Origin of the sequence: Kaistella sp. PBT33-4 (genome assembly GCF_029194425.1) — a bacterium.
In the GTDB taxonomy this organism is placed as follows: Bacteria; Bacteroidota; Bacteroidia; order Flavobacteriales; family Weeksellaceae; genus Marnyiella.
This window is the reverse complement of record NZ_JARFYL010000005.1, coordinates 156,798-172,346: the sequence shown is the minus strand read 5'-3', so window position 1 is coordinate 172,346 and position 15,549 is coordinate 156,798. Positions and strand designations below refer to the sequence as shown.

The 15,549-nt window shown below is 43.9% G+C and carries 16 protein-coding genes; 8 read left to right on the top strand and 8 right to left on the bottom strand.

Annotated elements, in window-relative coordinates; genetic code table 11:
• Window positions 1-25: 25 nt before the first annotated feature.
• Entirely contained in the window at window positions 26-427 is a 402-nt protein-coding gene (locus tag P0M11_RS11795) for an META domain-containing protein (RefSeq protein WP_158063921.1), read from the top strand.
• A gap of 33 nt (window positions 428-460) precedes the next feature.
• Here P0M11_RS11795 and P0M11_RS11790 read toward each other — a convergent pair whose 3' ends face one another.
• The 6 genes from P0M11_RS11790 to P0M11_RS11765 form a co-directional block, all read right to left on the bottom strand.
• Window positions 461-703 carry a hypothetical protein gene (locus tag P0M11_RS11790; RefSeq protein WP_158063922.1) on the bottom strand — a complete coding sequence of 81 codons (243 nt, stop codon included), beginning with the start codon at window positions 701-703 and terminating at the stop codon, window positions 461-463.
• Between the two features lie 36 nt (window positions 704-739).
• Window positions 740-2,062 carry a hypothetical protein gene (locus P0M11_RS11785; RefSeq protein ID WP_275625852.1) on the bottom strand — a complete coding sequence of 441 codons (1,323 nt, stop codon included), beginning with the start codon at window positions 2,060-2,062 and terminating at the stop codon, window positions 740-742.
• A gap of 11 nt (window positions 2,063-2,073) precedes the next feature.
• Window positions 2,074-2,967 (bottom strand): 3-hydroxybutyryl-CoA dehydrogenase, encoded by an 894-nt coding sequence (locus P0M11_RS11780; RefSeq protein ID WP_275625851.1) that lies wholly within the window; start codon window positions 2,965-2,967, stop codon window positions 2,074-2,076.
• 18 nt (window positions 2,968-2,985) lie between these two features.
• Window positions 2,986-3,792, bottom strand: coding sequence for a M23 family metallopeptidase (locus tag P0M11_RS11775; protein ID WP_275625850.1), 807 nt, complete (start codon window positions 3,790-3,792; stop codon window positions 2,986-2,988).
• A gap of 64 nt (window positions 3,793-3,856) precedes the next feature.
• On the bottom strand, window positions 3,857-4,735 hold the full coding sequence (gene bla, locus P0M11_RS11770; protein WP_275625906.1) for a class A beta-lactamase, subclass A2: 879 nt from the start codon (window positions 4,733-4,735) through the stop codon (window positions 3,857-3,859).
• A complete protein-coding gene (locus P0M11_RS11765; RefSeq protein ID WP_275625849.1) occupies window positions 4,731-5,705 on the bottom strand; it encodes a Gfo/Idh/MocA family oxidoreductase in 975 nt (324 codons plus the stop codon). The genes bla and P0M11_RS11765 overlap by 5 nt, the downstream gene beginning before the upstream one ends.
• A gap of 115 nt (window positions 5,706-5,820) precedes the next feature.
• Here P0M11_RS11765 and P0M11_RS11760 point away from each other — a divergent pair, with 115 nt between their 5' ends.
• The 5 genes from P0M11_RS11760 (at window position 5,821) to P0M11_RS11740 (ending at window position 9,723) form a co-directional block, all read left to right on the top strand.
• Window positions 5,821-6,471 carry a protein-L-isoaspartate(D-aspartate) O-methyltransferase gene (locus P0M11_RS11760; RefSeq protein WP_158063927.1) on the top strand — a complete coding sequence of 217 codons (651 nt, stop codon included), beginning with the start codon at window positions 5,821-5,823 and terminating at the stop codon, window positions 6,469-6,471.
• Window positions 6,472-6,552: 81 nt separating this feature from the next.
• Window positions 6,553-6,831, top strand: a complete 279-nt coding sequence (locus tag P0M11_RS11755; RefSeq protein WP_275625848.1) for a hypothetical protein — start codon at window positions 6,553-6,555, stop codon at window positions 6,829-6,831.
• Between the two features lie 30 nt (window positions 6,832-6,861).
• Window positions 6,862-7,131 carry a hypothetical protein gene (locus P0M11_RS11750; protein WP_158063929.1) on the top strand — a complete coding sequence of 90 codons (270 nt, stop codon included), beginning with the start codon at window positions 6,862-6,864 and terminating at the stop codon, window positions 7,129-7,131.
• Between the two features lie 76 nt (window positions 7,132-7,207).
• Complete coding sequence (locus tag P0M11_RS11745; RefSeq protein WP_275625847.1) at window positions 7,208-7,660, top strand: PH domain-containing protein; 453 nt, start codon at window positions 7,208-7,210, stop codon at window positions 7,658-7,660.
• 86 nt (window positions 7,661-7,746) lie between these two features.
• A complete protein-coding gene (locus P0M11_RS11740; RefSeq protein WP_275625846.1) occupies window positions 7,747-9,723 on the top strand; it encodes a urocanate hydratase in 1,977 nt (658 codons plus the stop codon).
• Between the two features lie 106 nt (window positions 9,724-9,829).
• Here P0M11_RS11740 and P0M11_RS11735 read toward each other — a convergent pair whose 3' ends face one another.
• Window positions 9,830-10,252: a DUF559 domain-containing protein gene (locus P0M11_RS11735; RefSeq protein WP_275625845.1), complete on the bottom strand. Its 423-nt coding sequence runs from the start codon at window positions 10,250-10,252 to the stop codon at window positions 9,830-9,832.
• Between the two features lie 248 nt (window positions 10,253-10,500).
• Between P0M11_RS11735 and P0M11_RS11730 the strand changes: the two genes are divergently transcribed.
• Together P0M11_RS11730 and P0M11_RS11725 are read left to right on the top strand one after the other, a co-directional pair.
• The gene (locus tag P0M11_RS11730; RefSeq protein ID WP_275625844.1) at window positions 10,501-11,451 is read left to right on the top strand and encodes a fasciclin domain-containing protein; all 951 of its coding nucleotides are present in this window, start codon (window positions 10,501-10,503) and stop codon (window positions 11,449-11,451) included.
• An 80-nt stretch (window positions 11,452-11,531) separates the two neighbouring features.
• A complete protein-coding gene (locus P0M11_RS11725; RefSeq protein ID WP_275625843.1) occupies window positions 11,532-13,919 on the top strand; it encodes a TonB-dependent receptor in 2,388 nt (795 codons plus the stop codon).
• Window positions 13,920-13,929: 10 nt separating this feature from the next.
• Here the strand turns inward: P0M11_RS11725 and P0M11_RS11720 are convergent, their stop codons facing one another.
• Window positions 13,930-15,492, bottom strand: coding sequence for a S41 family peptidase (locus P0M11_RS11720; RefSeq protein WP_275625842.1), 1,563 nt, complete (start codon window positions 15,490-15,492; stop codon window positions 13,930-13,932).
• Window positions 15,493-15,549 lie beyond the last annotated feature (57 nt).

The window sequence follows — 15,549 nt, the reverse complement described above, 5'->3', positions numbered from 1 at the left end:
TAATTTAAAAAAAAAAGAGAATAAAATGAAAAAATATATAGTTACCGGTCTTATTTCTGCCGCACTGATATCCTGCGGCACAGCAAATACACTGCTGAGTACGGCCAACCAACCCTCGCTGAATGAAACACACTGGCAACTTGCCGATAATGTGAAAGGTAAAATTCCTACGCTGAATGTGCAGGAGGGCAGAATCACGGGCACGGGTGGCTGCAACAATTATTTTGGTGAGCTTGCGACTGAACCGGGCACAGGAACCTTTGCCGCTACAAAAATTGGATCTACAAAGATGGCTTGTGAAGCTATGGAAACAGAAACATCATTTTTCAACATGCTTTCGAAGGTAAATAAATACAGGGTCTCAGGAAATACCCTGGAACTCTACCAGAACGGTTTACTGCTGCTTAAATTCAACAGGATGCAATAAAAAAATGGAACTCAGCTGAGTTCCATTTTTTTATTATTCTTCGTCTTCCTCGTCATCATACTTAGCGAGTTCCTCATCGCACCATGTAAAGGCCTGCTCAACCACCTTGGTGGCCTCCTCCGCCATAGATTCCTCATCGTCGCCTTCCAGATCGTCCAACCACTCCACTTCTTCTTCCTCCACATTCAGGATAAATCTCGGATATTCTGTGTGAACTACAAAAAGGTCTTCCGGCATTTCGGAATTATCTGCTAATAAAAACTTAGGTAATTTCATTTTCTTAATGTTTTAAACTTCTCAAAGATAATAAATTTATTGATAGCCGTTCTCGTCTAATTTAATTTTTGACAGTACGCGGTGTGGTGTCAGTGTTTCCTTTTTCAGCGTATCTGCGGCGTTCTTTGTATAGCGTACTTTCGGGTTCACGCTGCTTATGAGTTCTGCGACCTGCAACTGCCGGCTGCTCATGCTGTCATTGATGTAATAATAAATATCTGTCTCAAGCTTTTGCTCACTTTTCAGGTACTCGCGTATTTCTTTACGGTTTTCCAGATAATTGGCTTCCGACAGAAAAATGAATGCAGCGCCTGTACCTATACTGAGAACCGGCACGGAATACGCAAAAAGCCCAGCAATCCTGTAGAGTTTTTTGAAATACAGCATCCATAACGGCAATGCGAACGGAGCCAGCAGCCTGTAATCAAGGGGTGTAATTCCGTAGAAATACTGGATGAAGAATGAACAGGCAATTCCTGTGATGCCACATACAAGCAGGAATTTTTCAGTTTCAGATATTCCCATTTTTATAAGCAGCACAACAAGCAGTAAAAGGTTTGCGGTGCCAATGCCATAGATCAAATAATTAAGCAGTCCTCCACCCGGGCTGGCAATATGAATAAACGGATTGAAGGTGGTGGCAAGCCCCTGATAAAGTTCCACCAAAAGTTTCGGAGTAGGGTGCAGACCGATTTCAAGAAAGGTATCTACATATTTTTCATTAAAATAGTCAATGAAAGTAAACTTGTAAACTACCACAAAAATTATTGCAGCAATTGCAGAGGCGATAAACAACTTACCATATGTCTTCCGGATACTGGCCAGTCCGAAAAGAAAAAACGCCCCCATAAAGAAAAGAGCCGGATACCGGACATTGAAAACCAGGATAAGCATCACACTTAACCAAAAGAAAGCTTTCCAACCCTGCAGTTGCCCGATTATTACCTGCCGTCCTGTATAAAACAGCATAAAAACCACTGGCAGCATCATGGCCTCGCTCATTGTAAAAGAGAAAATGGAAACCAAACTGAAGAGGGCGCCTATACTTAACGCCTCCCGGAAGTAGTACCGCTTTATCCAGGCAAACCAGATCATCATACCAAATGCCAGTACCCCCAGCAATTTACTGGCCCAGAATTCATCTAAACCGAAATATGTGAAAAACCTGATGCCCAGAGGATAGCCCATTGGAGTGGTTGTGTTATCAATTTCGGGGAACAGATGTGCTGTGCGAAGAAAGCGGACCGAATCATAATTCATCCTACCTTTTTCGTTCAGCAGGAAACGCAGAAAGATCATCACCAGGCTGGTGATGATCAAAAATATCTGTATTCTGTATTCCAGAATCCGCTTTCGCATGAGATTTCAAGTTATTTCATAAACGCCCGTGCTACTTTTTCTGCTTTTTTCGATTCTGAATAATCGTAGAAGCCTTCACCGGACTTTATTCCCATCTTCCCGGCAGTCACCATGTTTACAAGCAATGGACACGGGGCATATTTTGGATTTTTAAAACCGTCGTGCATTACATTCAGGATAGCCAGGCATACGTCCAACCCGATGAAATCTGCGAGCTGCAGCGGGCCCATAGGATGCGCCATACCCAGTTTCATCACCGTGTCTATTTCCTTTACACCGGCCACACCATTATATAAGGTTTCAATGGCTTCGTTAATCATAGGCATCAAAATCCTGTTCGCCACAAAACCGGGATAGTCATTAACCTCTACAGGCACCTTTCCCAAAGCTTTGCTGAGTTCATATACTTCGTCAAACGTCTCTTTTGAGGTGGAGTAGCCTTTTATGATTTCCACCAGTTTCATAATCGGTACGGGATTCATGAAATGCATTCCGATTACCTTTTGAGGTCTTGAAGTTACTGAGGCAATTTTTGTTATAGAGATGGACGAGGTATTGGTAGCAAGGATACAGTTTTCGGGTGAAAGTTCATCCATCTGCTTGAAGATCTTCAGTTTGAGGTCAATATTCTCGGTTGCTGCCTCGACAATGAGGTCGGCCTCTTTTGCTGCATCTTCCAGCTGCGTGAAGGTGCTTATCCTGTTCAGTGTCGCTGATTTCTGTTCTTCGGTAAGGTTTCCTTTGGCAATGATCCTGTCCAGGTTTGAAGTGATTGTTTTCAGTCCGCGGTCCAGTGCTTCCTGGGAAACATCAACCAGACTTACCTGGTATCCGGTCTGTGCAAATGTATGTGCAATACCGTTTCCCATAGTTCCGGCGCCAATGATTACGATTTTCTTGTTCATAGGTTTTTTTATCTTGAATTAATAATTTTTGTGGTAACTCTTTTTTTCCTCCAGTATTTCAGCTTCCTGTCCGGTAGTGCGGAACCGTGTTTTGATATACTTCCTTTTTCCGTCTATCATGTTATGGAAAACTGAAAAATGAAGATGCGGTCCATTGGAAAAACCAGTGTTGCCGCTGTATCCGATATGTTGCCCGCGTGTCACTTTTTGGCCAGGCTTTACAACACTTCCGTATTGCTTCAGGTGAGAATAATCTGCAAAACTGCCGTCGCTGTGCAGAATGAGTATGTTATTATTGAAGCGGGCGCAGCTGATGTCGGGGCAATTGCGGTTATTACTTTGTTCTACAGCCACCACCATACCGTCTCTTGCTGCAGATACCTTATCGCCCATCTCCAGCGAGAAATCCAGTGCTGCCGCACCCTGGTGTGAGAATTTGCCGTTGTACCCCTGAAAGATGAGCTTGGTCTTGCCGGTTTCAAAGGGCAGCCAGTAAATATAGCTGTCGTCATGTGCAGATGCTGTTACATCACCAAAGTTATAGGTATTTGTATAACTGAAACTGTTTCCGGAGTTGGGTTTGTTCACTGTAACTCTGGAGACAAGGAATTTCTTCGTAAGCGGAGGGATAACCACCGTATGTCCGTTTGCCAATGAGGAAGTCATATTGCTAAGGGTAAATTCAAACACCGCAGACATGGGCATAAATTCATTATTGTCTGCATATATTTCAACCTCGCGACCGTTAATTTCGTTATAGAATTTAATATCCCATTTCTGCTGCGCAAATCCCTGGAAGGCAGCAAGAATGAAAATTAAACTCAATAACCTCTTACTAAAGTTGAGGCAGAGCAGAGTAGATCGCTTGTTTAGAGTGATATTCATAAGGTTAATTGCCGCTAAAATGCTGCCACACTTTTTTTGACAGGTCCGAGATCAGTCTGCAGTTCACAGTATCGCTTTCCATGGAATCGGAAACAAATACGCTTAGGGTATACTGTTCTCCGCTGGGTAAAGTGATAATTCCGGCGTCGTTTTCAGCGCCGGTAAGTCCTGCGGCGTTTTTGCCGGATGAGCCCGTCTTGTGGGCTACCGGAGTACCAGGCGGGAGTTGTTCCTTAATTTTATTTAGTCCGGTTTGGGTGTTCAGCATCACATTCATCAGGAAATGTGTGGATTCGGGGGAGATCATCTTACCCAGAGCGAATTTCTTCAGCACCTGGTTCATGGAGCGGGCAGTGGTGTAGTTGGAATATTGCACATTCCAGTCCCTATGCATTTCCTCTTCATTGGCTTTTATGGAAAAATCCGTAATTCCTTTATCGTCCATAAATCGCTGCACAACGTCCGTTCCGCCAATGAGACGTAACAATAGATCGCACCCATTGTTGTCACTTTCGGCCACGGTGTAGCGAATAATCTCCATAAGTGGAAGTGAAATGTTCCCATGCGGATATTTATTGCGTATAGGACTCCAGGTGTTCTTTAATAAATCTTTTTCAGCAATGATAATTTCCTGATCCAGTTCTAAATTTCCTTTGTCCACCGCATCCAGAACCGCCAGTGCGATATGAAATTTAAAGACACTCTGCATGGGTTGCCTCGTTTTTCCGTTAATCTCCATATTGAAGGAGCCGTCCAGTTTATGCACAGCAACACCTACGGTAGCCTTCTTGCCCCTGATGATATTTTCAAGCTCAGTCCTCAGACTTTGAGCCTGGCTGAAAATGCCGGTCAGCAATAAACTGAGGAATATAGTAGCTTTAATCATTTCCTGTACTGATGAGTCTTACAATTTCCAAAGCCACCCGGAGTGCTTCTGTCCCGTCTTCAAGCGACACCTCCACGGGTCGGTCGGCTGTAACAGCATTTGCAAAACTTTCCAGTTCGTCCAGGATGGCATTATTGGTCTGGATATTCGGATACTCAAAAATAATCTGGTTTCGTTCGCCTTCCGCATTTTCAATGATCATGTCAAAATCATTCGGAACAGCCGGTGCGGGTTTCATACGAATTACCTCCGCTTTCTTTTCAAGGAAATCCACTGAGATGTAGGCATCTTTCTGGAAGAAACGGGATTTTCTCATAGACTTCATTGAAATCCGGGAAGTGGTGAGGTTGGCCACACAGCCATTTTCAAATTCAATACGTGCATTGGTGATATCGGGCGACTTAGAAACCACGCACACACCTGACGCATAAATATTCTTAACCGGAGATTTTACGATGCTCAGAAGGATGTCCAGGTCATGGATCATAAGGTCCAGAACTACAGAGACATCAGTGCCGCGTGGGTTAAATTCAGCCAACCGGTGAATTTCTATAAACATGGGGTCCACAATATAATTTCGGGCACCTGTAAATGCGGGATTATATCTTTCCACGTGGCCCACCTGTGCCTTTATGTTTTTTTCACGGCAGAGCTGCACTATCTCTTCGGCCTGCTCAAGTGTTTGGGTCACAGGTTTCTCAATGAAGAAATGAAGGCCGTTTTCAATGGCTTTCTTTGCATAACTGTAATGAAAAAGGGTAGGGGTAACAATATCAAGCATCTGAACCTGCCCAAGCAATTCATCCAGGTTGCTGAAATAGCGGTAACCGAATTCCTTCTCCAGTTTCAGGCCGTTTTCCGGGTCGGCGTCGTAAAAACCTATCAAATCGTATTTTGGTGACTGTTGAAGTAGTCTGAGATGAATTTTCCCAAGATGTCCGGCGCCCACTAAACCCGCTTTCAGCATAGAAATAAATTTCGGTAAAGATAAGGAATGTGTCCGGACTGCTAAAACGGCAAATGATGTTCTGTAAAGTGATGAGAGAGTGGTAAACATTAGCAAAATTCGCTATTTTTGTCTCATGCAGGACTCATTTGTACACAAGGGTAAAAGGAAAATATTGGTAAGTTATCTGAAGGAAAAAATCGGCATCAGTGACCAAAACGTCCTTACAGCGATGAATTCCGTACCGAGGCACCTTTTTCTGGAAAGTATTTTTGAGGATTTCGCTTATGAAGACCGTGCATTCCCAATCTTAGCCAAGCAAACTATTTCGCATCCTTCCACCGTAGCAGAGCAGACTGAACTGCTTGAGCTTTCCGAACGCGAGAAAGTTCTTGAGATAGGCACAGGTTGTGGTTATCAGACTGCCGTGCTGGTATCTATGGGAGCTTTGGTTTACTCCATTGAAAGACAAAAAGACCTGTATGAATTTTCTACGCGCAAACTGCGGGAGCTGCACTTACGTCCAAGTTTCCAGACTTTTGGCGACGGATTTGCCGGGTTGCCCTCTTTCGCGCCTTTTGATAAAATCCTGGTGACCTGCGGTGCTGAACTCCTTCCCACACAACTTCTGCATCAGCTTAAAGTAGGTGGAAAAATGGTCATCCCGTTAGGTAAAACCGAAGAGCAGATCCTGACACGCTTTACAAAAAGATCCGAGAAGGAGTTCGAAAAAGAAGAATTCGGCGCCTATAAGTTCGTACCGATGCTGAGCAATACCAATCAGTGATTTTTATTCTGTAATTTTTTTTGGGTAGGCTGTAATACGTCCGATAACTGATGCATTAACTTTGAGCTATAATATAGAATTATGGCAAAAGAAAGTAAATCGGAACAGGAGCAAAATCTGGAACAGCTGAATTATCCGCCTAAGGAAGATATTTTCGAAAACGAAGAACATATTCCTATCGATGGAGACGGAAATCCTGTGGAAGAAAGCGAGCTTATAGCCGGACTTGCAGCAGATGATCCGGCTTCTGACCTGGATGTTCCCGGTTCAGAGCTGGACGATGATCAGCAGGAACTTGGCTCCGAAGATGAAGAAAATAATTACTGGAGTCTGGGCGGCGACAATCATGACCAAACGTAATACATTAACACTAATCACAAAATATATTGTATGGATTCTAATAATTTTAAGAAATCACAGGATGTGAACAATGCCGACCGTAACATAGACAAAAGGCCGGAAAATCTGGACAACTACGACGACTATGTACGCGAATACAAACGCGAAATGAGAGATACCAAACAGAATGCTACACAGGAAGGATTTATGGCAAGAGCAAAAAATGACTGTCCACCGGACGCGTGGGATGACAAAAAGAAAGCCTACAATGATGCGTGGGAAAACAATATGCACAGTTCCCAGGCCGAAGATGATATTTAAGACTTCTTTATTAAAAACCCTGACCTGAAGTTGGGGTTTTTGTTTTCTTTGATTATATTGATGAAAATCTATCTTTATGACGAAGTTCACCTATAAAAGCCGAAAAATTGACAAAGTTTTTATGATGGTTTATGCAGGCATAGGCCTCCTGTTTTTGGGTTTTGGCATTTATGGCTGGACCGAAGGTGATCTGATGGTATTAATGGTTATGGGATTTATGCTGATGCTTTTGGCAATGCTGCTAACTGCTGCCATTTTCAAGCTTAGGATTATATTACAAGGATCTCTGCTGAAAGTGTACTGCTTCGTAAAACTCTACGAGACTGATGTAAGCAATATCACTAAAATAAGAAAGGGCGAAACGATGTGGAGCGGGCTTCATAAATACGGCACTACCCGGCATGGCCTGATTATTTTCGCATCTTACAGAAACGACCTGTACATAACTCCCGAAGATGAAGGGCATTTCATTCAGAAAATAGCAGAAATGAATCCCAAAGTGGTGTTTGAAGAGGTGCAGAAATCATGAGTTCATTTTTTGCTTTCTCCCCGATTTAACAATTTCCGCTTTTAGCGGACTTTTTTATTTTGTATTTTTGAAAAAATCAAAAATTAATGACTTTTCAGGAACAGATCCAGCAGGGAATACCTTCGCAACTACCTCAACCTAAACCTTATGAAAGCGGTATTAACCACGCACCTAAACGCAAAGAGATTCTCAGTGAGGAAGAGAAAAAACTTGCTTTAAGAAATGCGCTGCGGTACTTTGAACCGAAGTTTCATGCCGAACTCCTGACTGAATTCAAAGCCGAACTTGAAACGTACGGACGTATCTATATGTACCGTTTCCGGCCGGATTACGAGATGAAAGCGCGCCCGATAACCGATTATCCCGGAAAATCTGAGCAGGCCAAAGCCATTATGCTGATGATCCAGAACAATCTGGACTATGCGGTTGCGCAGCATCCACATGAACTTATAACTTATGGTGGCAACGGTGCCGTTTTTCAAAACTGGGCGCAGTATCTGCTCACCATGAAGTATCTTTCGGAGATGTCTGATGAGCAGACGCTGGTGATGTACTCGGGACATCCTATGGGGCTTTTCCCGTCGCATAAAGACGCACCTCGCGTGGTAGTTACCAACGGTATGATGATCCCCAACTATTCCAAGCCCGATGATTGGGAAAAATTCAATGCACTGGGCGTTTCGCAGTACGGACAGATGACAGCAGGAAGTTATATGTACATAGGCCCGCAGGGTATAGTGCACGGAACAACAATTACAGTGCTGAACGCATTCAGAAAAATCAACAAACCCACAGCCGGTGGACTCTTTGTAACATCGGGGCTGGGTGGAATGAGCGGTGCACAGCCTAAAGCCGGAAATATTGCCGGATGCATCACCGTTTGCGCTGAGGTTAATCCTAAGATCACCAAAATCAGACATGAGCAGAAATGGATTGATGAAATCCACGAAGATCTTGAAGCACTTGTCTCAAGAGTTAGATCAGCAAAAGCTGCCAATGAAACCGTTTCCCTGGCTTATCTGGGTAACGTAGTGGACGTTTGGGAAAAATTTGACCGGGAAGATATAACAGTTGATATCGGTTCCGACCAGACATCACTTCATAATCCCTGGGCGGGTGGTTATTATCCGGTAGGCATTTCCTTTGAGGAAGCCAATGTGATGATGGCTGAAAATCCGGAACTCTTTAAAGCGAAGGTTCAGGAAAGTTTAAGAAGACATGCCGCAGCTATTAACCGCCACACTGAGAAAAGTACCTATTTCTTTGATTACGGTAATGCTTTCTTACTGGAGGCCAGCCGTGCTGGTGCTGATATTATGGCCGAAAACGGTATTGACTTCCGATATCCAAGTTATGTTCAGGACATTATGGGGCCTATGTGCTTTGATTATGGATTCGGCCCTTTCCGGTGGGTGTGTACAAGTGGCGACCCGGCCGACCTGCAGAAAACCGATGATATCGCTGCCGAAATCCTGGATGAACTGATGAAAAATTCACCTGCAGAGATACAGCAGCAGATGGCAGATAATATAAAATGGATAAAAGGTGCACAGGAAAATAAACTTGTTGTAGGATCTCAGGCCCGGATCCTTTATGCCGATGCGGAAGGCCGGATGAAAATTGCCGAAGCCTTCAACAAGGCCATTAAAGATGGACAGATTGGACCGGTAGTTTTGGGAAGGGACCATCACGATGTTTCGGGAACCGATTCGCCCTACCGCGAAACATCAAACATATACGACGGATCAAGGTTTACTGCCGATATGGCCATTCAGAATGTTATTGGCGACAGTTTCCGCGGTGCAACCTGGGTTTCCATACACAACGGTGGAGGTGTAGGTTGGGGTGAAGTTATAAACGGTGGCTTTGGTATGTTGCTCGACGGGAGCGATGATGCCGACAGAAGACTCAAATCAATGCTGTTCTGGGATGTGAATAACGGTATTTCACGCCGCAGCTGGGCCAGGAATGAAGGTGCAGTTTTCGCAATTAAGCGAGCCATGGAAATGGAGCCCAACCTGAAAGTTACCTTGCCTAATTTTGTGGATGACCGTTTATTATAGCTGAAAATTCCCCTCCTCTGGAGGGGTGGCGGACGGGCCGCAGGCCGGTCCGACGGGGTGGTTTATATTGCAGCGATGCAAATGAACCATCCCTTTTTTGTATTGATTATGGTCCATAATGTTCAATGATAAAATTCTCCAGATCTTTCATAACCTTTCTCAGCTGGTGCTTCATATCCCAATCACTGGTTAAAAAAACGTTTAGACCTAAGACTTCTAAGAAAGCAATTCTGGCTGAACCATACTCCTTTTCAGGATCATGTGTACTGCCGTCAATCTCAACTACAAGCCCAAGGGCTTTCACATAAAAATCAACTATATAACTGCCTATAATCCGTTGCCTGTCGAAATCAATTCCATGAAAACCCCGGTTCCGGACCTGCTGCCAGAAAAGTACCTCAGATAAGATTCTTTGTTTTCTTTTTATCCTGGTTAGAGGTATCAGGTTAGGATTATAAGGAAGATTTTTCACAAAGTTTCTATAGATGGGAATACCCTCAATACAGGTTAGAATTCGTTTTTCGGACATCACAATGTTTTTTTAAATTTACGGAATTGCGATGATCAGAGACCACCCCGTCAATCGCGCCTTCGGCGGATTACCACCCCTCCGGAGGAGGGGAATTCACGCCGGTTACACTTAACAATTCCTCACCATCTATAATTTGGTAACAGTTCTTCATCCTATCAATGATGATAATAGTAAAATACTATACTAAAAAAATAAAAATAGTATGATTATTGCCTTTCATCAATTAACTAAAAAAATATTTTATTATGAAAAATCTATTCAAAATTTTTGCTTTTGTACTGTTCGTGGGAATGATTACCACTGCCTGTGAGGACAGTAACAATGAAATGGAAATGCCCTCAAGTATTTACCAGCTTGCTGCTTCAGATCCTGATCTTTCCAATCTGAAGGCCGCAATTGATAAAGCGGGACTAGCTTCAACACTGAATGAGTCAGGGAATTTCACCGTATTCGCTCCATCTAACGCAGCTTTCTCTCAGTTTCTTTCGGCAAATGGCTTTGCGAGTTTAAACGATGTTCCTACCGCTGCACTGAAAGAAATTCTTCTGAACCACGTACTGAGTTCGAAAGTAATGGCTTCACAGGTATCTACGGGCTACGTTTCCACAATGGCTAAAGGTAGTGCTTCGGCAACAAGAAACCTGAGTATGTTCATTGACACCGCTTCAGGGGTAAAACTAAACGGAGTTTCCACAGTGACTCAAGCGGACATCATGGCTAACAATGGCGTAATACATAAGGTAGATAATGTAATCGGACTGCCAACTGTTGTTACGCATGCTCTTGCAAATCCTAATTTCAGCACCTTGGTTTCTGCACTTACAAGAAGTGACATGCCTGACTTTGTGGGAATCCTGGGCGGAAATGCAGGCGCGCCTTTTACCGTCTTTGCTCCCAATAATGCAGCCTTTGGTTCACTGTTAACCGAATTGAATCTGCCGGGTCTGGCTACTGTGCCTACTGCAACTTTGGAAAATGCACTGAAATATCATGTGGTCGCCGGAGCTAATGTTGCCTCAACTGATATCATGAATAATATGAATGTAACCACTTTTCAGGGGGGTACTTTCAATATAACTACATCGGGTGGTGTCAAGATCACTGATGCAAATAACCGCATGGCCAATGTGATTGCTACCGACGTACAGTGTGCCAACGGAATTATTCACGTTCTGGATAAAGTGATATTGCCATAGTTTTATAGTTTAAATGTTAATGTTGATAGGCGTCCCTTTCTGTAGGGACGTTTATTTGTAAATTGCATAAATTTTTTCAGATGAGATTCAGGTATTCCTTTCTGTTATTGCTGTTATCAGCTTTTACTTTTGCCCAGGTGGGCAGCATCAATATCAATGTATTTGACGATTTCACGAAAAAACCACTGGCCGCTTCGGTACGGATGCTTGGTTCGGAAGGTGCCGTTTTTACCGGTGAGGGAAATGTACTTATTGCAGACATTCCGTCCGGTACTTACACTTTTGAGGTTACTGCGGAAGGTTATACGCCCACTTCATTAAATGACATCGATGTGGTACCTAACCAAAACCTTACCTTTTCCGTAGGACTTATACGATCGGTAAATCAGATTGAAGAAGTTACAATTACAAGAAAAAGTTATAAAACTACCGCTGAGAGCCCACTGTCCCTGCGGAATATCACCAGTGAAGAAGTTCAGAAAAATGCCGGTTCCAACCGTGATGTCTCAAAAGCGATCCTGAGTTTTCCGGGGGTAGGAAGTACAGCGACCTTCCGGAACGACCTTTTCATACGTGGCGGAAGCTCGGCTGAAAATAAATTCTATATTGACGGTATTGAGGTTCCAGTGATCAACCATTTCCAAACGCAGGGAGCCAGTGGCGGACCACGCGGCATCATTACCGTTGATTTTATCAAAGATGTCGACTTCTACAGTGGTGCGTTTCCGGCCAGGCGAAATGGAGTGCTCTCGTCGCTTTTTGAATTTAACCTTAAATCCGCCAGGAAAGACAAACTGGGCTATAAGGTGATCCTGGGTCTGGATGACCTGCAACTGATGGCCGACGGTCCTCTTTCCCGGGACCAGACCTGGTCCGGTCTTTTCAGTGTGCGTAAATCCAACCTTCAACTGCTGTTCAAAGCCATTGGTCTGCCGTTTCTTCCAAGCTATTATGACGCGACCTTTAAGGTGTCAAAGAAATTTGAAAGCGGTGACGAGTTATATTTTCTGGGTATGGGTGCCAAAGACAGTTTTAAATTCAATGAAGATGCTGAACCCACACTCGCGAACCTGACGTTAATTGACCGGCTTCCTGTGTCGCCGCAATGGAACTACACTGTAGGCGCGGGTTACAGGCATCTGGCCGAAAACGGTAACTGGCTGTTTACCCTTAGCAGAAATATGTTGGACAACCAGGCTCTTAAATACTACCGCAATATTGAAGTTCCACAAAATCTTCTGTATGATTACAATTCACAGGAAAGCGAAAATAAATTCCGCGTTGACCGCAATTTCAATATTGCAGATTATCAGCTCAGCAGTGGAGCAAATATCAATTATGCCCGGTATTATAATGCTTCTGTAAGCAGAAATGTAACTCAGAGCACTGTTAATTTTGATCAGTTATCATCTGATTTTAACCTGCTTCAATACGGTTTATATCTCCAGTCCGCCAGAAAACTGTTTGATGACCGCTTACAGATCTCCGGCGGTTTACGGATGGATGCCAGCAACTATTCGGATAATACCAATAATCCTTTGGAGCAGTTCTCGCCACGGCTTTCGCTCAGTTATAAGTTCACCGACAAGCTGGCGCTTAATTTCAATACGGGAATCTACTACCAGCTACCGGTTTACACGGCTCTCGGCTTTACGCAAAACGGTGTCCTGACAAATAAAAATACCCTTAAATACATACAAAATACACATCTTGTTGGTGGCATGGAATATAATGGGCCAAACAGTCTTCGTTTTACAGTAGAAGGATACTATAAAAAGTATAAAAACTATCCTTTCTCTCTTCGAAACCAAATATCACTTGCTAATGTAGGCGGTGACTTTGGTGTAGTGGGCAGCGAACCTTTGGATTCCCGCGGATTTGGTGAGACCTACGGTCTGGAAGTCCTCGCTCAAAAACGGACACTGAACAATTTCTACGGAATTGCAGCCTATACCTTCGGATATTCCCGGTTTTCCAACGCCAGCGGAATCTTACTGCCGTCAAGCTGGGACTCCAGACATATCTTAACCATGACAGCAGGAAAATACTTCAGCAGAAACTGGAATGTTGGAGCCAGATTCCGGATGCAGTCGGGACTGCCGGAAACTCCATACGACCTGCAGCGCAGCGCCCTTGTCAACATCTGGAACGTAGCCAACAGTCCGGTGCAGAATTTTTCATTGTTGAACACTTCCCGCGGAAACCTGTCGCACCAGCTGGACATCCGTGGCGAGAAGAAATGGATTTTCAACAAATGGCAACTCACCGCATATGTAGATTTGGTTAATGCTTATGGTTCCGCAAGCCCCAGTGCATTGCCCGTGGTTAATCTGCAGCGTGATGCACAGGGCAACGGTATAATTGCCAACCCTACGGCTCCGCAGGATCAGCAGTATTACGAACTGCAAACAGGTGAAAACGACCGTTCCACGCCGCTGCCTTATTTCGGGTTTATTTTTGAATTTTAAAGCAAATTTTTCAATTGACGTCCGGCTGGCCGGGTTGTGCAGAATGTTTTTTGATATCCTGCAGAATCCAGTCCAGCTGGATGTCTTTTTTTTGCAGGACCTCCTTCAGATCCGGAACAATAAAATGGTGAGGAATGACACCTCTGCCTTTTCCGGAAAATTCAATATCGGGTTGTATAAGCATCAAACCCACTGGCAGTTTTAATTTTGAGTTCGGCAGTTTTCGGGTGGAGTACCTGCCTGCCACTGTACCGTCATTTGCGCCGCCGGTTTCCTCACCTACAAGAAACGCCCGTCCTGAATCTTTTAGTTTGGATGGCAGTATGGAAGCCGCCGAAAAGCTGCTTCCGTTTATCAGAACATAAATTTTACCTTTGAAATTGTCTTTCTTTGGCTTTCTTACTGAGAAAATACCGTTGTTCCGCAGAAAAGTTCCTTCCCTTGTCCTCTTTAGTGAAAGCGCGGTTCCCACTAGATAAAAGGGATAGGCAGCGGCAGCAATTGGTTTGGTAATATCTGGAACCATCCGGAAATAATCTGCCTTAAACATAGAGCTGGGCTTCGTAACCTCAATATCTTTAATGAACTTGAATTTTTCCGGTGTCAGGTAGGAATAGAGGTTATTTATTTCGGCCAATGACCCTCCCAAATTGTCACGCATATCAATGATAAGATATTTCGCAGGAGAATTTTTTAATGTTCGGAAGCTCTGCCGGTAGAAACGTCTTGAGAAAGTTCCGGAAAAGGTTTTGATCTTCATGTATGCTGTGATGCTGTCTGGAGTTGGAAACTGCAGGTCACGGTTGAAACTTCGTGTTACGATGTTGTAGTCTTTTGTTTTTCCCTGTTCGCTCTTAGTCAGTTTCCGGTTTTTCTGCTCCTCCTTTCTCTTCTGAATCAGCGTCTGTCTTTCACGTTTAAGCCAGAAGGTTTCTATTTCAGTGTCCCGCCTGGTCTCCAATTTCACCGAATCAAGTATTCCGTTTTCGGCTGTGAAGAAATGGGGCCAGCGTCTTGCCATTGAATATCTTAAAAAAGTAGTGTTATAACCGTCACTGTTATTTAAAGGCTTGTAACGTGCAAGCATTTCACTTAACGGAACCTCATTGATCTTCAGTATTTCTGTCCCCACTTCCATACCCGGTACTTTATCAGAATTCTCCTTTACAAACACGCGGTCATTTTCCACCAGAAATTCATACCGGCTGAACAGGCCTTTCTGAAGTTTCAGCGCTTTTCTCTCTTTAGCATTCAGCCGTATTTCGGGAAGTACCAGCCGAAGGTGTCCCTGCCGCACATCTGCCACTGCCGGTGCCAGCAGACGGTAGAATTCCGTTGGAGTCATAGGTGTCTTAATATTGTTCTTTATTTCCGTGAAACGTCTGTCCAGACTATCTTTGGAGATATACCAGTACAGTTTGGGGTGAAGTTCCTGTAAGCTGGCATAGGTATAATCTACATCGGCACGGAGTTTTTCGGGCGCAACAGGAGTTCTCAGTCTTTCGTTGTATCTTTTTACCGAAACACAGGAAGTAAACAGCGTAAACACTATAAATAGGTAAAATGGCTTCATAAATTAACTAAATATTTTCGGCAATGCGTTGTTGTGAACCCCCATTGTATGCAACAG